The organism is Vibrio sp. 99-8-1 (assembly GCF_013114595.1).
GTDB lineage: Bacteria > Pseudomonadota > Gammaproteobacteria > Enterobacterales > Vibrionaceae > Vibrio.
The window spans coordinates 66,944-89,129 of sequence record NZ_VTXE01000012.1 but is presented as its reverse complement, the minus strand read 5'-3'; the positions used below and the strand labels follow the sequence as shown (position 1 = coordinate 89,129).

Here is a 22,186-nt window from a genome sequence, read left to right as displayed (position 1 = left end):
GAGCTCTACCCTCGGGGTTTTATTTGAGGCCACTATGCCATTTAAGAGCTCCCGCACTCGAGCAATTGTACTGTTTGTATTCGTGCTTATCGCCAGCCAGATTTTTTCGTACTTCACCGTTATAAATTACGCTTTATTGCCGAGTATTCAGCAGTTTAACCAAATACTTTCCTATGAAGTAAAACTGATGCTGGTAGAAGACGTTGAGTTAGAGAAAGGGGTTTATCTGGAAGCGCCTTCTAAACGAAAACTGTTGGAGAAACTGGGGGTAACGGCTCATGTAAGTAGTGAGCCCATTCATCTGGAGTTTGATCGTGCTACCAGCATCGACTTCTTAAGTGAAGAGATGAGTGAGTATCTCGATACCCCAACAGAAGTAAGACTGGCCAGTGGTAAAGAGAGTTATATTTTATGGTTGAAATTAGATGCCTTACCCGATTTATTGCTGAGAGTCCCCCTATCTGAACTGCAACAAAAAGAGTTTATTCTGTTGTTTTTTAATAGCTTATTTATGGCTGTGATTATTTTTATCGGTGGCTGGCTATTTATTCGAGCTCAAAATAGGCCATTAATGAGTTTAGTTAACGCGGCAAATATGGTGGGAAGAGGGGAGATCCCTCCTCCAATTAAAGAGAGGGGAGCCAGTGAGATTAAAGCGGTGAGTCAGGCTTTTAATCAAATGTCAGAAGGTATTCAACGCCTAGAAGATGACAAAGGTTTATTAATGGCAGGTATCAGCCATGATCTGCGTACTCCATTAACGCGTATTCGTCTGGCAACAGAAATGATGGAGACCAAAGATGACTACTTGGTTGAAGGCATTATTCAAGATACAGAAGAGTGCAATGAAATCATCAATCAATTTATGGATTACTTAAAACCTGCCAACTTGGCAGATTTTCAAAGTGTCGATGTGAATGAACAGATAAAAGGGGTTGTCTCTGCAACCGCGACAGACAATAAACTGGACATCCACCTTGATTTGATGGAACACGACAGCACGATTCAGGCTTGCCCGACCGCAATTAGGCGCGCCATCACCAACTTAGTTGTTAATGCTTCACGGTATGGGGAAGGGTGGATAAAAGTCTCATCGGGGAGAACCGCGGATAACCATTTTATTTGGATCAGTGTCGAAGACAATGGCCCCGGTATTGAGCCTAGCCAAGTCGGAAAACTGATGGAACCTTTTACTCGAGGAGATAGTGCCAGAGGCAGTGAAGGTACTGGGCTGGGTTTAGCCATTGTTAAGCGCATAATACGCCATCACTCTGGCGCCATATCTTTTAATAATCGCCATGATGGAGGGCTCAAAGCCCAAATCAGTTTTCCTGCAGGAAAGTAACCTCAGCTCGGGAGAACTGAAGCCGATCACTGAGGTGCTCAATACTTTAGTGAGTCAAGCTTTAGTGAGTGAGATTTTGCAGAGTTAGGCTTTGGCGAATATATCTCGTTCGCCTAACCAACGTTCAATAATAGCGTGAGCGTTTTTAGGGTAATTATCGTGAATATAACGTGCCATTTTTTGGATCTCAGGAATAAGCTGCTGATCTCTTACTAAGTCGGCAATTTTAAAATCCGCCAGGCCAGTCTGTTTTGTTCCGAGTAATTCACCCGGTCCTCGTATTTCTAGGTCTCTCTGCGCAATGATAAAGCCGTCGTTACTCTCCCTTAATACCCCAAGGCGCTTTTGTGCTGTTTTTGATAGTGGTGCGTGATAGAGAAGCACGCAATGGCTGGCAATTTGCCCCCGACCTACTCGGCCTCTCAACTGATGCAATTGCGCCAAGCCAAGACGTTCTGGGTTCTCTATGATCATCAAACTGGCGTTAGGGACATCCACACCAACTTCAATCACGGTAGTAGCAACTAACAGGTGCAATTGGTTCTCTTTAAATTGCTGCATGACCGCTTGTTTTTCGGCTGGTTTCATACGGCCATGTACTAAGCCAATACGTAACTCTGGCAAGCTTCGCTGCAACTCTTCCGCGGTATCTGCGGCAGCTTGTGCTTCTAACACTTCGGACTCATCAATTAAGGTACATACCCAATAGGCTTGTTTACCTTCATTCAGGCAAGCATTTTTAACGCGTTCAATGATATCTTGCCGTTTGGTATCAGGGATCGCCACCGTTTGTATCGGCGTACGTCCCGGCGGTAACTCATCAATTACTGACGTTTCTAAATCCGCGTAAGCGGTCATTGCCAGTGTCCGTGGAATAGGAGTGGCGGTCATTATTAACTGGTGAGGGAATGCTCCTTGAGCTTCTCCTTTCTCTCTCAGCATGAGGCGTTGATGAACACCAAAGCGATGCTGTTCATCAATGATTACCAATGCCAGATGGTTAAACTCTACATGTTGCTGAAACAGCGCATGAGTACCAACTACCATTTGCGCCTCACCAGTGGCGATTCGTGATAACTGCTGCTGTTTGTTTTTTCCAGTGAGTTTTCCTGCAAGCCATCCCACACAAATCCCCATAGGTTCTAACCACTGAGTAAAGTTTACAGCGTGCTGTTCTGCAAGCAGTTCTGTCGGAGCCATTAATGCAACTTGGTAACCCTGTTCGATCGCTTGTAAGGCTGCTAATGCCGCCACTAAGGTTTTTCCTGAACCTACATCTCCTTGCACCAAGCGCATCATTGGGTGAGGCTTGCTTAGGTCTGCTTGTATCTCTTTGACCACACGGGTTTGCGCGGCGGTTGGAGTAAAGGGCAATTGAGAGAGTAACTGCTGTTGATACCGTTGAGCATAAGGCAATGCAATGGCGTTATCTTGTTGGCCTTTGCTGCGCACCGCAAGCATAGATAGGTTTTGTGCCAACAGCTCCTCAATAATCAGCCGTCTTTGCGAGGGTGTTTTTGCTAAATCAAAATCGTCTAAGTTGGTGGTGGATGGAGGCCGATGAATGTGGTGTAACGCCTCTGCCAAGGTTAATTGACGATCGTATAAGCCAGAAGGCAATAACTCTTCGACCGCGGCTTTATCCAATAGGGCTAATGCCTGCTCCGTTAAATTACGTAAGGTGAGCTGCCTTAACCCATCTGTGGTGGGATAAACCGGTGTTAGGTTCTGTTCGCTCGCGGGGGATTTCTCACCATGAAGAAAGGTGTAATCTGGATGGGCAATCTCTAGCCCATAGTTACCACGCTTAACTTCACCGTAAGCTTGAACTTGTTTACCTTGAGCAAAGTTGTTTTTCATTGCTGCGGTAAAGTTGAAAAACCGCAAGGTAACCGTACCGTTGCCATCGCTAATTTTTACCGTCAACATTTTTCGGCGGCCAAAAATAGTATCAACAGCCATGACTTCGCCCTGAACGGCGGCCCACAAACCGTGGTGAAGTTGGGCTATGGGATAAATGCGGGTGCGGTCTTCATAACGAGAGGGTAGGTGAAACAAAAGGTCTTGAACCGAGTTAACGCCTATTTTGCTCAACTTCTCTGCGACTTTCGCCCCGACACCTGATAGTGAAGTAACAGAAATTGTAGATAAAAGTTGCGCCATAACAAACTCGGTTTTAAATGTGATATCAGAGACATTCAAGCATTTAACTGTCTATTTGTACAGGGAATCATGAATAAAAGCGCCATGTTCAAGTGACTTGTTCTAAGGAGATGAAATGATAGACTGTGTGGGCTTTTATAAGCCCTGTCGTAGCACCAGGTTAAAAACAGACTCACTCTGATATTCAGTGGTGAGTTTTTGTGCTGCATTGTTAATTATCTATAGGACAATGCACTTATGTATCGAATTAGTAAATCGTTTCAGTTTTGCGCTTCTCATCAGTTACGCAACTTACCGGAAGATCATCCTTGTACCCGTCTGCACGGTCACAACTATAAAGTTGTGGTTGAGCTGGCAGCAGAGACTCTAAATGAAAGCGGCTTTGTTCGTGATTATCGCCAATTATCTGATCTAAAAAATTACATTGATGAGCATTTGGATCATCGTCACCTAAATGATGTGTTGGGTGATGACAACACCACAGCAGAACAGTTAGCAAAGCACCTGTTTGACTGGTGTTATGCACGATGGCCTGAAGTTTGTGCGGTGAGTGTATCTGAAACAGAAAAAACGTGGGCAGAGTATCGACCATGTTAATCATCTCTGAAATTTTTGGCCCGACAATTCAAGGGGAAGGAAGCGCAATAGGCACACCGACCGTTTTTGTTCGTACCGCAGGGTGTGATTTTCGTTGTGGTTGGTGTGACACCCTTTATGCGGTGGATAATCACTATCGTTCTCAGTGGGTAGAAATGAGCGCGGATGAGGTGATGGCAAAAGTGGTCGCTCTAAGTGACGGTAAACCCCTTTTGATTACCTTATCGGGCGGGAATCCAGCCACGCAGGATCTTTCTCAGCTTATTAAGTTGGGTAAAGAAAAAGGCTATAGCTTTGCTTTAGAGACGCAAGGAAGTGTTGCGGCGCCTTGGTTCTCGATGCTTGATCAGATTACTTTTAGCCCCAAGCCTCCGTCGAGTAAAATGAAATTTATTCGAGAACGTTTTGAGCATTGCTTAATTAGTGCCGGTGATGTTGAGGTGAGTATTAAAATAGTTATTGCTGAGGATAAGGATCTGCAATGGGTGAGTGATATTCGTGATCGCTATGTGGATATTCCGATTTACTTGCAACCGTGCAATACGGATCTAGATGGTGAGGCAGACATAGCAAAGTTAACAGAGAAAACCAGAACCTTAGTGGAAGAAGTGACCAAGCGGCGCTGGTTTGATGTAAAAGTGTTGCCACAGTTGCATGTGTATTTATGGGGCAATGAATCTGGGGTTTAATTAAGCCTAGTTTGAGAGCAGAACGCGAAAAAAACGGCCTCAATTGAGGCCGTTTTTAGTGAGTAGCTGTCTCTTATTGAAGACCAAGTTTCTTCTCAAGGTAGTGGATATTTGCGCCACCGTGTTGGAAGTTTTCGTCATTCATAATTTCTTGCTGCAGCGGCACGTTAGTTTTAATGCCTTCAACAATCATTTCACTCAGTGCGTTCTTCATACGAGCAATCGCCACATCGCGATTTTCACCAAAGGTGATTAGCTTGCCGATCATTGAATCGTAATGAGGTGGAACCGTATAGCCCGTGTAGATATGAGATTCCCAGCGAACTCCCATTCCACCCGGAGCATGGAAACGGTTGATTGTTCCCGGACAAGGTAAGAAACGTTCAGGATCTTCGGCGTTGATTCGGCATTCAACCGCGTGGCCACGGATCTTAATATCGTCTTGAGTAAAGGAGAGGGGTTGTCCTGCTGCAACACGAAGTTGCTCTTTGATTAGGTCAACGCCAGTCACCATTTCTGTAACAGGGTGCTCTACCTGAATACGAGTATTCATTTCAATAAAGTAGAACTCGCCGTTTTCATATAAGAACTCAAACGTACCAGCACCACGATAACCGATTTCTAAACAAGCACGGGTACAGCGTTCACCGATGTATTTACGCATTTCTGCGGTAATACCCGGAGCAGGTGCTTCTTCAACGACTTTTTGGTGACGACGTTGCATTGAACAGTCACGCTCACCAAGGTGAATTGCACCACCTTGACCATCGGCAATCACTTGAACTTCAACGTGACGAGGGTTTTCTAGGAATTTCTCCATATAAACCACATCGTTGTTGAAGGCTGCTTTAGCTTCTGCACGAGTCATAGCAATTGCTTCAACTAGTTCAGGTTCGCTGCGAACAACACGCATACCACGACCGCCGCCGCCGCCAGATGCTTTGATAATGACTGGGTAGCCAATACGTTTAGCGTGGGCTTTGTTTAGTTCTGCATTGTCATCTAATGGGCCATCAGAACCCGGTACACAAGGAACGCCTGCTTTTTTCATTGACGTAATAGCAGATACTTTATCGCCCATGATGCGAATCGTTTCGGCTTTCGGGCCGACAAAGATAAATCCGCTGCGCTCTACTTGTTCAGCAAAGTCGGCATTTTCAGATAGAAAGCCATAACCAGGGTGAATAGCGATAGCGCCAGTTACCTCAGCTGCTGAAATAATACGTGGGATGTTTAAATAACTGTCGATCCCTTTTGCTGGACCGATACAGATAGCTTCGTCGGCAAGCAATACGTGTTTTAGGTCTCTGTCTGCCGTTGAGTGAACGGCAACCGTTTTGATCCCTAACTCTTTACATGCGCGAAGAATACGAAGTGCAATTTCACCTCGGTTCGCGATGACTAATTTATCTAGCATATTGGCTAACCTCTATTATTCGATAACAACAAGTGGTTGATCGAATTCTACGGTTGCACCGTCATCAACAAGAATAGCGGTAACCACACCTGATTTGTCCGCTTCAATTTGGTTCATCATTTTCATTGCTTCAACGATACATAGTGTGTCGCCAGCAGAAATAGATTGACCAACTTCAACGAAGGCTTTCGCTTCAGGGCTTGGAGAACGGTAGAAAGTACCTACCATTGGAGAAAGAACTTTATGGCCCGCAGGTTCAGCTGGAACCGGTGCTGCTGCTTCTACTGGTGCCGCTGCAGGTGCCGCAGGCGCTGCTGCTACAGGTGCTGCTGTATATTGAACGGCAGCCGCTGGTGCGTTGCTGTATCGATTGATTCGTACTGACTCTTCACCTTCAGAAATCTCAAGCTCAGCAATGCCAGACTCTTCAACCAGTTCGATTAGCTTCTTTATTTTACGAATATCCATCTTTTCTTTCTCTTTATCTGTTAAACGTTTCTCGCTACTTATGACAGAGCGAAACGATATTAGTTCTTTATGAGTTTGACTGAAGCTGATTAATCGCTGCAGTCAATGCGAATTGGTAACCTTGGGCACCCAGTCCACAAATTACGCCCACTGCCTTATCTGAAAGGTATGAGTGGTGGCGAAATGGTTCACGTGCATGAACGTTGGACAAGTGCACTTCAATAAATGGGATTGCGACCCCAAGTAAAGCGTCCCTCAAAGCAACACTGGTATGGGTAAATGCTGCCGGATTAATAATGATAAAATCGATGTTATCCCGAGCGTCGTGTATCGCTTCGATCAGCTCATACTCTCGGTTTGATTGAAGATGTTGCAGCTCTGCACCCGCTTGTTGAGCATGATTAGATAGGTCTGCGACAATCTGTTCCAGAGTCTGAGAACCATAATGACCCGGCTCTCTAACACCTAACAGGTTAAGATTTGGCCCATTTAAGAGCAGAATGCGTAACTTTGCTGTCATCTTGGAGTTATCTTCCTTTAACGTGGCTACAAATTAGAATGTTCTAATTATTTGCGAGCAAATGTGTTTTTTCCAGTCAAAATTCAGTCAATCATCGTTTTAGACTCCGATTATAGTTAATTCACAGCAAATAGCAGCAATTTACTGGTCTAATCTCCATGGTTGAGTTTTTTGATTTGTAACCGGGTTAACACTTTTGACAATCAATGAGGCTGAAAAACGGTGTTTATGTCGCCAATTGCGAGTGAAGTAATGGGAAAATGACAAGAGAAGTGAAAATGGAGAAAGTAAAAACCGCCACAATTGCGGCGGTTTAATGGAGTAAAGTGCGTTCGCGAGCTACGACATCTCTGCTTTTTCTGCGATCAGTTTGTCGACAACGCTTGGATCTGCCAGTGTGGAGGTGTCTCCAAGGTTACCTGTATCTCCGGTTGCAATTTTACGAAGAATACGACGCATAATTTTACCTGAACGAGTTTTTGGTAAGGAATCGGTCCAATGCAAAACATCTGGGGTAGCGATTGGGCCAATCTCTTTACGAACCCACTCTTTTACCTCTTTATGAAGTTCTGCACTTGGGAACTCGCCATCATTAAGGGTGATGTAAGCGTAAATGGCCTGACCTTTAATGTCATGAGGTACACCAACAATTGCCGCCTCGGCGATCTTATCAAACGCCACGAGTGCTGATTCGATCTCTGCTGTACCCATACGGTGTCCAGAAACGTTTAATACGTCATCGACACGTCCGGTGATCCAGTAGTAGCCATCTTCATCACGTCGCGCACCATCTCCGGTAAAGTACATGCCTTTAAACGTCGAGAAGTATGTCTGTTCGAAGCGGTCGTGATCACCATATACGGTACGCATCTGTCCCGGCCATGAGTCCAAAATCACTAGGTTACCTTCGGTAGCTCCGTCAACGATGTTACCCATGTTGTCTACTAGCGCGGGTTGTACACCAAAGAAAGGACGAGTCGCTGAGCCCGGTTTTAGTTCTGTCGCACCCGGTAACGGAGTAATTAGGATTCCACCCGTTTCGGTTTGCCACCATGTGTCGACAATCGGTGATTTTTCGTTGCCAATGGTTTTGTAGTACCACTCCCACGCTTCAGGGTTAATAGGTTCACCTACTGAGCCCATAATGCGCAAGCTGTCTCGGCTGGTGCCTTCGATCGCTTCATTGCCTTTCGCCATTAGTGCACGAATAGCCGTTGGAGCGGTATAAAGAATAGACACTTTGTGTTTGTCTACCACTTCACTCATGCGGTTAGTATTTGGATAGTTAGGGACACCTTCAAATAAGATGGTTTTTGCACCATTAGCCAATGGACCATAAACCAAGTAGGTGTGTCCGGTAATCCAGCCCACATCGGCGGTACACCAGAAGGTATCCTCTGGATGGTAGTCGAAGACGTACTTAAAGGTCATGGCCGCATAAACTAGGTAACCGCCGGTGGTATGGAGTACCCCTTTTGGCTTGCCTGTAGAGCCTGACGTATAAAGAATAAAGAGTGGATCTTCTGCTTTCATCTCTTCTGGTGGGCAGTTGTCCGATACATTAGCAACCGCTTCGTGCCACCAAACATCGCGATGTTCATGCCAAGCTACATCTGCACCTGTACGTTTAAAGACCAAAACTTTAGAGATGTTTTTGATTTCAGGATTAGTTAACGCTTCATCAACATTTTTCTTGAGTGGAACCGCACGTCCTGCGCGAATACCTTCATCAGCTGTGATGACCACTTTCGCGTTGGAGTCGATAATACGGCCCGATAAAGCTTCCGGAGAAAAACCGCCAAACACCACGGTATGTACCGCACCAATGCGGGTACATGCCAACATAGCAACTGCGGCTTCAGGCACCATTGGCATATAAAGACAAACGACATCGCCTTTGTTTACGCCCGCCTCTTTCAATGCATTAGAGAAACGGCAGACTTTTTCATGCAGTTGGTTAAATGTGATGCTTTCATCTTCTTCTGGATCGTCGCCTTCCCAGATAATGGCAACGTCATCACCTTTATCCGCTAAATGACGGTCGATACAGTTTGCCGATACATTCAACGTGCCATCTTCAAACCATTTTATACCAACATGGCCGGGGTCGAATGAACTGTTTTTAACTTGGCTGAATGGTTTTATCCAATCGACGATCTTGCCGTGTTCACCCCAAAAAGATTCAGGGTCACTAACGGACTGTTGGTACATTGATAAATAGGTGTCGTTGTCAACGTGGGTCTGAGCCTTGATATTTTCTTTGACCGGATACACACTCATTGCTTCTCTCCTTGTGATTCAGCAAACTTCCGTTGAGTTTATTTTATTGGGCTTTTGACTATCAGAGGCGTGGTTTTGCACACCTTTGTTATGTTCTTGTATAAGCATAGTCGCTTTTAGTGATGTAACTGTCGGTTATAGTGGGTGTTTTCTCAATTAGACTTTAGGATAAATTAGCAGCTTAGCTGACCAGTGAGTGAGCTAACGCAAATAGGCCGATGTCAGTGCGGGTAAATCACCATAGGTAAGCCGGACATAAACCAAAGCCGCGGATATCGCATCCTGCAATGCGTCATGTTTATTATCCTGTTCCGGTAGATCTAAATGTTTGCAAATGGCGTCTAAGCTCAGGTCAAAATAGGCGTTAGGTAAATGACGTTCTAGCTTTTCATGATAAATGTGGCTGACTTCGACTAATTGGTTTGGCAAAGGAAAACCAAAGTGTTTTTGACAAGCGATATCGAGAATAGTCTTGTCGTAGCGAATGTGGTAACCCACTAATGGACGGTTGCCGATAAATTTTAGCAGAGCGCTAATGGCGTCTTTTTCACTCATACCATCTATCAGGTCTTGGTGACGAATACGATGAATCCTTACGGAGCCTGAATCTAAGGATTGCGGTGCGCGTAAACGGACATAGAAAGGTTGGCTGGTGATGATTCTATTGTCGATAATTTTTGTGGCAGCAATGGTCACCAGCTCTGCCCGAAGGGGGTCTAAGCTGGTGGTTTCACAGTCTAATGATACATACTCTTTATGATCGCAAGGCAAAAATAGAGGCTGATAGGGTGAGCCTTTAAGTTTGTAATGCCACCACTTTCTTGATAGCCAGTTCATATCTACTACTTAAGACCTATAGGCCTAATCTCTGATTTGATAGTGGTAACCAAGCCACTGTTTAAATTTCTTGACCACATGCAAACTATGACGAAGAAGATCTCGTTCAGTTCTGTCTAGCAGCTTGAGGTCTATTTTATTGTGACTGTGCTGTTGTGATAGCTGTTGTGCTAAGCGAAGTTTAAAAAACAGTTTTAGTGCTTCGGTTAAGTTGTCTGCGGTTTCCTGCTCCAGAACTTTGTGTTTTTGTAGCGCTTCGATTCTTTCAAAGGTGTTGTTCTCTTTTAGGCTGTTTTCTAGCGCAAGAGCCCGGACGCCATGAACAATTGGGAAGATCCCCCCCTGTTTTAGATCCACTCCTGACTTGGAAGCTTTCACATTACCAAACAGTGTTAGCGGAATAGAGAAGTTGAGTGCTGGTCGGGTGAACTCGGTTAAAATAAGTTCCTGATTGGCCATTAAGGTGATGAGGTGTTGCTTGATTGGTGTCAGTAGAGAGTGGTTTCCTGCCACCGCGTGAGCATCGGCCACGATGGCAATTTTCATTACCTGCTCTGCATGTGCTTTGTTCACCCATGCAGATAAAGTTTTCTTCCAGTTGCTTTCTGACTTGACCCATGTTGGGTTATTGACCATTACTTTCCCGGGACACAGAGGGTAACCTAACTGCTGCAAAACATGCGTTAAGTTGTTCATCGTCTGTTCCATTTCTGGCCAGTTAAAGCCATCTTTTACGATCAGGGCGTTATCTTGGTCGGTTTTTAGAATTTGTTCGCCTCGACCTTCGGAGCCGAGAACAACCAAACATATCTGTTCTCTTACTGCGGGTGGAATAGTCAGTTCGAAGGCTTTCTCGATAATTTGTTCATTAACGGCAGAGATTAACTCCATGATAAATCGAGTTCGGATGCCATTTCCTAACAAGCTGTCGACCAGCTGTCTCTGTTTGTTTGCCGCTAGAGCGAGCTCTTCTATGCTGGTGGCTCGGGCGATACTTAAAGTCAGTACATGGGAGTGAGTAGAGAAAGCACTGAGTATCTGTGTCATATCTAGCATGCCAACGGCATCGTTGCCATCGCAAACCATCACTCGTTTCATGCGGTTTTTGGTCATGGTGATCATGGCGTTAAACAGGAAGTCACCATCATCAACATGGAACACTGGAAAAGTGGCGATATCACCAACTTGTGTATCAAGAGGGTGATTGTCTAGCATGACGGCGTGCAGCATATTAGTGCGGGTTACGATTCCGTATGGATGTTGGTTGGGTTGATTGAGAATACGAGGATCATTGTCGTCCAGTCTCACTAGTGCGGCATCAATGCCGTTCTCTTTTAGTTGTTTCGTGACATCAATAAGTGGCAGCGTTGGTTGCAGTATTAATGGTGGATGATATATCGAGTTATCCACCTTGGTGAGAATAAACTCCGCTAAGTTTTGCTGCTGCTGAGCCGCTTCAATCAGCTCTTGTCGCTTAGCGAGGTTATTGTCGAAGTAAGCCGCAAATTCGCCATTAGCGCTATAAAGATCTAGGAATACTTTTTTTGGTAAAAGGTAGGAAAGGGTATCTTCTAAGGCGATGTATTTATGCTTATTTAAGTCGTCGAATTGAGAACGTACATCAAAAATATCATCGTTGGCATAGTGAGCAAATATTTCGCTGTCGTCAGCAGAGCGTTCTTCAACGGCCCCTTTAATGAGGATAAACAGGTATTCACTTTTTGCACCAGACTTTAATATCGTCTCTGTTTCACGATAGTAGGCCACGTCCAGTGAAGAGCGTAGTAGTTTTTGTTGATCTTCCAGTAGCCGATCAAATGGTGGCGACTGCATATTAAATTTGTCAGGCATAGCTCGATAAGTACCAGTGAAATAACCTTACTGTAAGTCTGACTAATTTGCTGTTTTCATCCAGACGACTTTGGTCTAATACGCCATTTTTTTTGTAACAAACATGAATGAGTTAGGAGGAAATAAAATAACTCAACAATTTCCTTTTTTGCGAGAGATAAGCACTGCATAATATGCGCGACAATTCTTATCTCAAAGTTCAGGTTTATTATGTTCTCTCCGACCCCTTATGGCTGGATTTCACAGTACTTTATTGGCTTCTTTTTTGCCTATGGGGTGTATATTCCGTTTTGGGCGCTTTGGTTTGAAGACCAAGGTGTATCAGCGGGAGATATTGGCCTACTTATGGGGATAGCGTTTGGCGCCCGTTGCGTTGCCAACCTAGTGCTAACACCAAGATTACATAAGGTAGAGTATCTGCTTCCCGCGATTCGTTGGCTAAGCTTTTTGTCGGTAATCTTTATCTGGTTCCATTTTTTTACCGGTGGAAATTTCTGGCTGATGGCATTAGCCACCATTCTATTTAATGCTTGTTGTGGTCCTGCAATTCCGCTGTCTGATGCAATGGCTAACTACTACTCCAAGATGAAGATGCTCGATTACGGTCGGACGCGCTTATGGGGGTCAATTGCCTTTATAGCCGGCTCCACCGTAGTGGGTTATCTGGTTTCTCTCTATGGCACAGATATGATTGTGCATACGGCATTGGCTGGTACTGCAGTCGGTCTGCTCTTGGCGATGAGAACGCCGACACCAGCACCAATTACGACCGATGAAGAGAGCAGTGAACGACCAAAATTAATGGCTCTACTTGCTGATAAAGAAGTGTTGAGATTTATTGTTCTGCTTTCTTTGTTGCACGGTAGTCATGCGGCTTATTACAGTTTCAGTTCGATCTACTGGAAAGGCGCAGGGCACGCAGAAAGCATTATTGGCTATTTATGGAGCCTTGGTGTTATCGCAGAAATTACCGTGTTTGCCACCAGTAAGCGCTTGTTCGCTGGTTTGAGTTTACGTACGTTATTTTTGATAGCCTCAGTAGGTGTGATCGTCCGATGGAGCCTGACGGCATTAACGACCGAGTTGTGGGTGCTGGCTTTCGTACAGATGCTGCATGGTGTGACTTTTGCTGCGGCGCATATCGCTGCGATTCAATATATTCAGCGGGCAAAAGAGAGCGAGGTTGTGCCACTTCAAGCCCTCTATAATGCTATTCCAATGGGCGCGTTTACCGCCTTAATGACGGCATTAACCGGCTGGGGATATGAGTTATATGGTGCCAATGTTTTTTGGGGCATGGCGGCAATGGGGGTGATGGCTCTATTTGTCAAGGTGGAGAAAAACAGCTCTTTGACCGAAGCGAAAATGTCGAGTTAGCGCTTATGTCTGCAAAATAGCAATGATGATTAAAGCATGGTGAATGTTGTCTGACTTCCTATGCTTTTTTTAGGTCACTCTCTCCTGCCTGATATTCTCTTTTCTAAACTGACCTGTATTAAATTTCTCTGTTTTAAGGATCTCATTTAACGTCAGCCTTGCTGCAACTTGAAACATTTTGGGTATACACTAACTGGCGAGATTCCAATAGCTCGGTTTTTTATATAAGGATATATAAATGCAAGGTTGGCTGGTTGTTCCCGTTACGCTTACTTATCTCGGGATTCTGTTTCTTATTGCTTGGTACGGAGATAGGCAAACCAAGTGGTTGTCTAATTGGCGCCCTTGGATTTATAGCCTTTCCATTGCCGTCTATTGTACCTCTTGGACATTTTACGGCACCGTGGGGCAAGCCAGTAGCAACCCATGGTCTTTTTTACCCATTTATATCGCCCCGATAATTGTGTTCGCTTTTGGCTGGCGGATACTGGCGCGGCTAATTCTTATTGCTAAGCGTGAACATATCACCTCTATTGCTGACTTTATTGCCGCCAGATATGGGAAATCCCAAGGGTTAGCCGTCACTGTGACCCTTATTGCTGTCGTCGGAATTTTACCTTACATCGCCCTTCAGCTTAGGGGTATTACCATGGGGCTTGATATCCTCGCCCCGGATTTGAATAGCCAATTGGGTTATCAAGACAGTCATATATCATGGTTTGTGGTTGGGGCTTTGGCGGTCTTTACCATGTTGTTTGGCACGCGACACATTGATAACACTGAGCATCATCGAGGCATGATGATGGCTGTTGCGTTTGAGTCAATTGTTAAACTTATGGCGTTTTTGGTGGTGGGGTTATTCATTGTTTACCTTGCGATAAGCCGTTCAGAGATTAAGTTGATTGATATGGCGATTGAAAGTTATCAGTCGCCAAATATACCGGGATTGGTTATTCATACCCTGTTAACCATGGCCGCGATCATCTGTTTGCCAAGGCAGTTCCACACTATGGTGGTGGAGAATGAGAGAGCGCAAGACCTGCATGTTGCGAGAAAGGTGTTTCCAGCTTACTTGATTATGATGGGGTTATTTGTTCTGCCTATATCATGGGTTGGACAGAGCTTGTTATCTGGTAGTCCGGCAGACACCTATGTGATCAGTTTGCCTTTGGCATTTGGCGCTGACGATATTGCGTTATTGGCCTTTTTAGGTGGCACATCGGCGGCGAGTGGTATGGTGATTGTTTCCACCATCGCATTGGCCATAATGGTCTCTAATGATCTTGTTTTACCTCTTCTGCTACGTCGGATGCGCCTTTCTCAGCGAACCCATCTCCACTTTTCCGGTTTACTACTTAATATTCGTCGAGCATTAATATTACTTATCTTATTTGGTGCTTGGGGTTTTTACATGGCGCTGGATAGCATTCGATCATTATCGGTTATTGGCTTGCTCTCTTTTGCTGCAATTGCACAGTTTGCCCCGTCATTGATTGGTGGAATGTACTGGAGACTAGGAAATAAAAAAGGGGTTTATGTTGGTCTGTTAGCTGGCTTTACCATCTGGCTTGTTACCTTGATGAGCCAGACTGATATGCTAGCGGGGGACTCTGGCAGTAATTTATTGTTGTGGTTGATACAGCCACCAGAACTGTTAGCCAGCTGGTTGTTAACCGATTCTGATTGGGGAATGGCGCTAAGCCTGCTCATTAATGCGTTCTGCTACATCGCCATTTCTCTGGTTACTAGAGCCAGTTTAAGTGAACGCTTACAGTCGGCAGCATTTGTAGGTACCCCATTACCTGAAAGTGAAAATGTCAGTCTCTATCAAAGTCGAGTCACTGTGGCTGAGCTAGAAATGCTGGCATCTCGTTTTGTAGGTCGACCCAGAGCGCGCTTATCATTTAATAATTTTTGGCGTCAGCAAAACAAAACACTGCTTCCTAATCAGCAAGCTTCTTCTGGGTTAATTCGTCATACAGAACGATTGCTCGCTGGTGTGTTTGGTGCCTCATCTGCGAAGTTGGTACTTACTTCTGCATTGAAGGGTAAAAACATGCAGTTGGAAGAAGTGGCAACCATAGTGGATGAAGCATCCGAACTGTATGACTTTAGTCGGGGTCTGCTACAAGGGGCGATTGAGCATATTAGCCAAGGTATTACCGTGGTGGACAAGCAGTTGAGAATGGTTGCTTGGAACCAAAGGTATCTTGAAATGTTTGAATTTCCGGCGGGTCTAGTACAAGTCGGACGACCGATAGCTGACGTGATTAGGCACAATGCTGAGCAAGGTTTGTGTGGCCCCGGTGATCCTGAAGAACATGTAAGAAAAAGGGTCTATCACTTAGAGTGTGGCACTCAGCATACTTCTTCCCGAACCTATCCTGATGGACGGGTTATTGAGGTGCAAGGTAATCCGATGCCTGGTGGTGGCTTTGTTATGAGCTTTACCGATATCACGGTATTCCGTCAGGCAGAGAAGGCATTAAAAGAAGCCAATGAGAATTTAGAAAGTAGAGTTTTAGAGCGAACGAAAGAGTTGGAAGAGCTGAACAAAAGGTTGGTTTCTGCTACTCAAAACGCCAATACAGAGTCACAGTCTAAAACCCGTTTTCTTGCCGCGGTGAGCCATGATCTTATGCAGCCATTAAACGCAGCACGTCTTTTTGCCTCATCACTCTCTGAAACCGCAAAGGAATCAGAAACTAAGAAGCTGTCAGGCCATATTGAAAGCGCACTTGGCGCGGCTGAAGAGTTGATTGGTGATCTGCTTGATATCTCCCGTCTAGAGTCAGGAAAGCTTGAAACCAATATTAAGAATTTTTCAATTGATGAAGTATTGCATAATCTCAATGCAGAATTTAGCGCACTGGCAAAGCAGCAGCAGATCGATTTTCACATGGTGCCCTCCAAACTGATCGTTAATTCTGATGCCAAGTTACTCCGGCGGGTGCTGCAAAACTTTTTAACTAATGCGTTTCGTTATAACCCGAGAGGAAAAGTATTGCTCGGGGCGAGACGTGTGAATGGTGACGTTAGAATCGAGGTATGGGATAACGGCAAGGGGATCGTTCCAGAAAAGCAGACCGAAATTTTTGAAGAATTTACCCGGGGAGATCCAAGCCATGTGTCACAGGGATTGGGGATAGGCTTGGCAATATCTAGAGGGATAGCGCGAGTATTAGAACATCAGATTGGATTACGTTCATGGCCAGAAGAGGGGACGGTATTTTCTATCACCTTATCTCGTGGTAGCGCGTTACCAGAGTTACTGGAGGTCACTCCTCAACCTGTTAGCCCACCATTGCAACATGTAAAAGTGCTCTGTGTAGATAACGAGCTGGATATCCTACTTGGAATGCGTAACTTGTTAGAACGCTGGGGTTGTGAGGTAAAAACCGCTCAAGATCTGGTTGAGAGCATGAAGATACTTGAGCATGAGTGGATTCCTGATGTTATTTTCTCTGATTATCGACTGGATTATGACCGAACTGGATTAGAGGTGTTACAACAGTGTCGTTTAAGGTTAGGAGATAACTTTGAAGGGGTTATTATCAGTGCCGATAGAACAGAAGATATGTTAAGCGCCATCAAATCTAATGGGTTTAGCTTTATTGCCAAACCTGTCAAACCGTTAAAACTACGAGCGGTGTTGAATCGAGTGAGTTGATTCTTATGGTGTGTAGAATCTAGCGTCAAAAGGAAACATAACCATTAGAGATAAGCTCTATATTACTGAGCTTAAGTCGCTGCTGTTTATTATCGTAGGTAAATTGAGATTCAATCAGTACTAGATCGATAAATACCACTAGAAATAGAAACAGAACCAAAACAAGTTTTATCATCTTATTATTACCATGGATCAGTTAGGGTTAGACAATCAAAGCCACACCTAAAGAAGAGGTAGCATTCGAGCGTGTTGTGACTCCAATGCTAACCTTGCTATTCTCTCTGTTTTTTGTGACTAAGAGTCTTTAGTTGTTGCCGCGAGAAGTGCAACTGGCATAGTAGGGTCTGCCTGTTGTTATCACTTTTTCATTTAGAACTCCGTTGACTTTTACCGCGATTGCACCAGTAATTGGTGCTACAGTTTTGGTGTGGTAGTGGTTTTCCGCTGGCCAACCATAGTTGGCTCGTAACGCGCCTCTGTAGGAGACTAAATTGGCAAGTTCGGGTGCTGTTACTCTATCCCAGTTCTTTTTTCCTGCGAACTCTATTTCATTCAGATAATTACACCATAGCTCATATTGTCCTCCGTCAAAATTGTCAGGATAACCCTGGAAGAATCGGGCAAAGTTCGTTAATCCTGCTGGGGTATAGCCAATTTCACTATCTTCTCCTGAATAAGTTTTATATGGGCGTGGGACCGCGGGATCTGAACTGTGAACTGGGGTAAAACCAGCTTGTGCATTAATAAATACTATACTTGGATTTGAGGTAAACCAGTTTCCGCGATCATCGCTGATGAGTTTCATGCAGCCATCTTTAGCATTGGTCAAGTTGTTATCATTTATTTGGCTACCACAAACACCAGCATTGATAGTGCCTGCATCACTGCTACCTAGAACGTTTAGGTCATATGCTGGACTTCTTATGCCGGTATGCTCAATAGAGTCTGCAAATAGTTGTACGGATCCTGATGCCATTCCTTGTACTAAGTTGCCAGTGACGGACGCAACGGTATTGTTACTACTGCTTATCGTGACTTTATTCGTTAGGTCGTAATCAAGCCCGTCATCAAATGCACCGATTACTTTTAATCTTAGTGATGAGTTGACAAACATTTCTTGAGGGGATGTCACGACAGTGCCGTAATCATGCGGCACGATAGTTAAGCTATGTAAGTTTGCTGTTGCTGGGGGGCGAACGACGGGTGGAGGGGCTGTAATTTCTGAGGCGGAATTATTAGGATTGGAAAACGCATCTTCATTATTACAGCCAGTAATAATAAAGAGTGAGCTAATCAATAGCGTTACAAATGAATATATTTTCATTGGGAAGACCTAAATATTAAAAGCATTTAAAAGATGTGGATGTATAAGTGTATTTTTATTAATTATGTCTTATTGTTGGTTATTAAAGTTTGGAATGATAATGTCGACTCTTCTATTTTGCGCTCGTCCTTCAGAGGTGAAATTTGAGGCGATGGGTTGTTCTTCACCTCGACCAATTACTTTTATTCTGCTTTTTTCTATTCCTCTGTTTAATAATACATACGAGACTGATTTGGCTCGTTTCAACGACAGGTTCATATTGTGACTGTAGGAGCCAGTTGAGTCCGTGTGACCCACTATTCTAACTGTTGAGTTAGGGTATTTTTTAAGGAATAAAATCAGTTCATCGAGTTTAGATAAGCTACGGTAACTTAGCTTTGCACTGTTGCTGGAAAAATTATTAGAGTCTAATTGGAGGAAAACAAAGTTATCACGACTTTTAACGATTTTAATGTTGGGCTCGACGCGCTCATTTTCTTCTTTTTTAACGGATGTTTTTTTAGCGGTGAGATTATTGTTAGCAAAGCGATATTTTGCCCCTATCAGTAAACTATGGTCATCATAAGAGCCGGTACTGTCTCCTCCAATACCACTGATTAGTTGATAGCCGGAGTATAAGGATAAATTGGGTTTCGGATCATATCCAAAGCCCATTTCGATTGTAGGAGAAAGCCCGCTGTTTGATTGTTTCACTCTGGTTGTAGAAAAGGTTTTTTCTACAGCCCAGTAACTGGCTGCTAATCTGCCATATAGGCTGAATTGATTGTTGAGGTAGTAGTCGTACCTTACACCGGTTTGCCATATGACCGCATTGATATCAACGTTGGTATCCTTGGTGGAATATTGGGTGTCGAAGTTGTAGGTTAGATCCCAGCTCATGGCTTGATTAAATTGAATGCCAAACAAAATGCCATAACCAAACGTTTCTGGTTCTTTACTATTATAACTTTTATCTTCTGGAAGATTATATTCCCCTTGTATACCAATAAAGGGAACCATGGTTACTGTGTCATTGTTTAATCCTTCGCTAGTGTAACCAGTGATATGAAATAGCGTTGCTATAAATGTGATTATTTTAGCAGTGGATCTTTTGGGTGGGGATAAATTAATTTTTATAGATAAAGGGTGACTAAAAATAGGCTTGATGCTCATCTATTAAATCCTATGGTGTTATTTATTTTTGGGTAAGAGTCACACTTCTTTTAAAACTAATAAATAGGAAAATTCTTCTTTGTTTAAAATTTTATATTTAGGGTTTTACTTGTAAAAAGAGAGGTTTTTTATAGGTAAGGGTTAAATCATTTCTGATTCATTATTTTAGATTAATAGGTTATTTTGTGACTAAAAATGATATAGGTATTTTCTGAAAGAAGGGTAGGTGGACTCAGGTTAAATGGTATTTTATATTGAGAGAGGAAATAAAAAAGAGCAAGCTAAGTTAGCTTGCTCTTTGAGTTATCTTGGATGTTAAATCCTTCGATAATTAATGATCGTGCGCTGCGCCAGAGCCTTTAGGGTAACGAATTGACTCAACCATCTCTTGTACGTCTGCTGGAACTTCTGCAGTAAACTTGTTCACTACAATTGATACAACGAAGTTAACACACATACCTAGTGTACCAATCCCTTCAGGGCTGATGCCAAACATCCAGTTGTCTGGTGTATTCGCAGCAGGGTTTACAAACTTAAAGTAAATAATGTAAGCCGCTGTGAATGCGATACCAGAAAGCATACCGGCAATTGCCCCTTCTTTGTTCATCTTCTTATAGAAGATACCTAGGATAATTGCAGGGAAGAAGGACGATGCAGCTAGTCCGAAGGCGAATGCAACCACCTGTGCTACGAACCCTGGAGGGTTAATACCTAAGTAGCCCGCACAAACAATGGCAAAGAAGGCGGCTAAACGTGCGGCGAGCAGTTCCTGTTTATCCGTCATGTTGGGCCTAAAGCCTTTCTTCAACAAGTCATGCGAAATGGAGGTTGAGATGACCAAGAGCAGACCTGCCGCGGTAGACAATGCAGCCGCTAAGCCACCCGCTGCTAGCAGTGCAACAACCCAGTTTGGAAGTTGAGCAAGCTCAGGGGATGCCAATACAATGATATCTCGGTTGATCTTCATTTCGTTACGAGAGTCACCAGAATAGAACATTTTACCGTCGCCATTCTTATCTTCCCATGCTACCAGACCTGTGCTTTCCCAGTTTTTGTACCAGCTTGGTGCTTCTGCTGCGGCAACACCTTTCATGTCTGGACCGTTAATGGTATCAATCATATTTACACGAGCGAATGCAGCAACGGCAGGAGCAGTAGTATATAGAATTGAGATGAATACTAGAGCCCAACCCGCAGAGATACGCGCATCAGATACTTTTGGTACCGTAAAGAAACGGATGATTACGTGAGGAAGACCCGCAGTACCAACCATTAGAGCCGCACAGATAAAGAATACGTCAACCATACTCTTGGAGCCGTCGGTGTAGGCGGTAAAGCCAAGCTCTTGCGTTAAGCCATCCAGTTTATCCAGTAGATAGACATCGCTGCCTGCCATGGTTGAACCGAAGCCAAGTTGCGGAACCGGTGAACCTGTCATCATCAGTGAAGTAAAGATTGCTGGAACCATGAATGCGAAGATAAGTACGCAGTACTGAGCAACCTGAGTATAAGTAATGCCTTTCATTCCACCTAATACAGCGTAGAAGAAAACCACACCCATACCTATGATGATACCCATATTGATATCAACTTCTAGGAATCGAGCAAATACCACGCCCACACCACGCATCTGTCCAGCTACATAAGTAAATGAGACGAAGATGGCACAGAAAACGGCTACCATACGCGCTGTACGTGAGTAGTAACGATCCCCGATAAAATCAGGCACGGTAAACTTACCGAATTTACGTAGGTACGGAGCTAAACATAGTGCCAACAATACGTAGCCACCTGTCCAACCCATAAGATATACACCACCGTCATAACCGATAAACGAGATGATACCTGCCATTGAAATAAATGAAGCTGCTGACATCCAGTCTGCTGCGGTTGCCATTCCGTTCGCGACAGGGTGTACACCACCGCCAGCTACATAGAATTCACTTGTAGAGCCTGCGCGAGCCCAAATTGCGATGCCGATATATAGCGCAAATGTAATACCGACTAAAATAAAGGTCCAAGTTTGAATATCCATTTCCAAAGCCTCTTAGTCTTCCTGTACGTTGTATTTTTTATCGAGCGAATTCATTCGCGCAACATAAACAAAAATCAGCGCCACAAAGGTATATATTGAACCTTGTTGAGCAAACCAGAAACCTAGTTTAAAGCCGCCAAATTGAATTAAGTTCAGAGCATCTACAAACAAAATTCCTGCGCCATAAGAGACTAAGAACCAGATTGCAAGTAGCGACCCCATGATGGTCAAGTTTTCCTTCCAGTAGGCTTGAGCGTGATTCGATGATTCGAATGCCATGGCCTTCTCCTTCCGTTGTGTTATTGGTGTTAATAAACTGTTACGGAATTTAGATTAGCAGCCTTATTAGAATATCTCAGTGCAACTTTAGTCGGGGGCTAAAATAGATAAACGCCCAATATATGGGCGTTTATGAAGGGTGAGTTAGAAAATGACCTTGTTAATAAGATGTTAACTTAGCC

The 22,186-nt window shown here is 44.1% G+C and carries 17 protein-coding genes; 5 read left to right on the top strand and 12 right to left on the bottom strand.

Annotation, left to right across the window (positions count from 1 at the left end):
* The first annotated feature begins 34 nt into the window (after positions 1–34).
* On the top strand, positions 35–1,345 hold the full coding sequence (gene envZ / locus F0227_RS08660; RefSeq protein ID WP_171752796.1) for a two-component system sensor histidine kinase EnvZ: 1,311 nt from the start codon (positions 35–37) through the stop codon (positions 1,343–1,345).
* An 84-nt stretch (positions 1,346–1,429) separates the two neighbouring features.
* Here the strand turns inward: envZ and recG are convergent, their stop codons facing one another.
* Positions 1,430–3,508: an ATP-dependent DNA helicase RecG gene (gene recG, locus F0227_RS08655; protein ID WP_171752795.1), complete on the bottom strand. Its 2,079-nt coding sequence runs from the start codon at positions 3,506–3,508 to the stop codon at positions 1,430–1,432.
* A 237-nt stretch (positions 3,509–3,745) separates the two neighbouring features.
* Between recG and queD the strand changes: the two genes are divergently transcribed.
* Together queD and queE are read left to right on the top strand one after the other, a co-directional pair.
* Positions 3,746–4,105 (top strand): 6-carboxytetrahydropterin synthase QueD, encoded by a 360-nt coding sequence (gene queD, locus F0227_RS08650; protein ID WP_171752794.1) that lies wholly within the window; start codon positions 3,746–3,748, stop codon positions 4,103–4,105.
* The gene (gene queE / locus F0227_RS08645; protein ID WP_171752793.1) at positions 4,099–4,794 is read left to right on the top strand and encodes a 7-carboxy-7-deazaguanine synthase QueE; all 696 of its coding nucleotides are present in this window, start codon (positions 4,099–4,101) and stop codon (positions 4,792–4,794) included. Before queD ends, queE begins: the two co-directional genes overlap by 7 nt.
* A gap of 73 nt (positions 4,795–4,867) precedes the next feature.
* On the opposite strand, the gene accC is transcribed toward queE, so the two are convergent.
* From accC to F0227_RS08615, 6 genes are all read right to left on the bottom strand, one after another.
* Positions 4,868–6,211: an acetyl-CoA carboxylase biotin carboxylase subunit gene (gene accC / locus F0227_RS08640; RefSeq protein ID WP_171752792.1), complete on the bottom strand. Its 1,344-nt coding sequence runs from the start codon at positions 6,209–6,211 to the stop codon at positions 4,868–4,870.
* Between the two features lie 15 nt (positions 6,212–6,226).
* Positions 6,227–6,679, bottom strand: coding sequence for an acetyl-CoA carboxylase biotin carboxyl carrier protein (gene accB / locus F0227_RS08635; protein WP_171752791.1), 453 nt, complete (start codon positions 6,677–6,679; stop codon positions 6,227–6,229).
* A 67-nt stretch (positions 6,680–6,746) separates the two neighbouring features.
* Complete coding sequence (gene aroQ / locus F0227_RS08630) at positions 6,747–7,199, bottom strand: type II 3-dehydroquinate dehydratase (RefSeq protein ID WP_171752790.1); 453 nt, start codon at positions 7,197–7,199, stop codon at positions 6,747–6,749.
* A 339-nt stretch (positions 7,200–7,538) separates the two neighbouring features.
* Positions 7,539–9,479, bottom strand: coding sequence for an acetate--CoA ligase (gene acs / locus F0227_RS08625; RefSeq protein ID WP_171752789.1), 1,941 nt, complete (start codon positions 9,477–9,479; stop codon positions 7,539–7,541).
* A gap of 201 nt (positions 9,480–9,680) precedes the next feature.
* Entirely contained in the window at positions 9,681–10,316 is a 636-nt protein-coding gene (locus F0227_RS08620) for a 3'-5' exonuclease (RefSeq protein WP_171752788.1), read from the bottom strand.
* 24 nt (positions 10,317–10,340) lie between these two features.
* Positions 10,341–12,167 carry a DUF294 nucleotidyltransferase-like domain-containing protein gene (locus F0227_RS08615; protein WP_171752787.1) on the bottom strand — a complete coding sequence of 609 codons (1,827 nt, stop codon included), beginning with the start codon at positions 12,165–12,167 and terminating at the stop codon, positions 10,341–10,343.
* 210 nt (positions 12,168–12,377) lie between these two features.
* Here F0227_RS08615 and F0227_RS08610 point away from each other — a divergent pair, with 210 nt between their 5' ends.
* Positions 12,378–13,544 (top strand): 3-phenylpropionate MFS transporter, encoded by a 1,167-nt coding sequence (locus tag F0227_RS08610; protein WP_171752786.1) that lies wholly within the window; start codon positions 12,378–12,380, stop codon positions 13,542–13,544.
* Between the two features lie 238 nt (positions 13,545–13,782).
* Complete coding sequence (locus tag F0227_RS08605; protein ID WP_171752785.1) at positions 13,783–17,214, top strand: PAS domain-containing hybrid sensor histidine kinase/response regulator; 3,432 nt, start codon at positions 13,783–13,785, stop codon at positions 17,212–17,214.
* Positions 17,215–17,239: 25 nt separating this feature from the next.
* Here F0227_RS08605 and F0227_RS08600 read toward each other — a convergent pair whose 3' ends face one another.
* The 5 genes from F0227_RS08600 to F0227_RS08580 form a co-directional block, all read right to left on the bottom strand.
* Positions 17,240–17,389: a hypothetical protein gene (locus F0227_RS08600; RefSeq protein ID WP_171752784.1), complete on the bottom strand. Its 150-nt coding sequence runs from the start codon at positions 17,387–17,389 to the stop codon at positions 17,240–17,242.
* 129 nt (positions 17,390–17,518) lie between these two features.
* Complete coding sequence (locus F0227_RS08595) at positions 17,519–18,538, bottom strand: hypothetical protein (protein WP_171752783.1); 1,020 nt, start codon at positions 18,536–18,538, stop codon at positions 17,519–17,521.
* A 69-nt stretch (positions 18,539–18,607) separates the two neighbouring features.
* Positions 18,608–19,690 (bottom strand): OmpA family protein, encoded by a 1,083-nt coding sequence (locus F0227_RS08590; RefSeq protein ID WP_171752782.1) that lies wholly within the window; start codon positions 19,688–19,690, stop codon positions 18,608–18,610.
* Positions 19,691–20,021: 331 nt separating this feature from the next.
* The gene (locus F0227_RS08585; RefSeq protein WP_171752781.1) at positions 20,022–21,725 is read right to left on the bottom strand and encodes a sodium:solute symporter family protein; all 1,704 of its coding nucleotides are present in this window, start codon (positions 21,723–21,725) and stop codon (positions 20,022–20,024) included.
* A gap of 12 nt (positions 21,726–21,737) precedes the next feature.
* Positions 21,738–22,004: a DUF4212 domain-containing protein gene (locus F0227_RS08580; RefSeq protein ID WP_171752780.1), complete on the bottom strand. Its 267-nt coding sequence runs from the start codon at positions 22,002–22,004 to the stop codon at positions 21,738–21,740.
* Positions 22,005–22,186 lie beyond the last annotated feature (182 nt).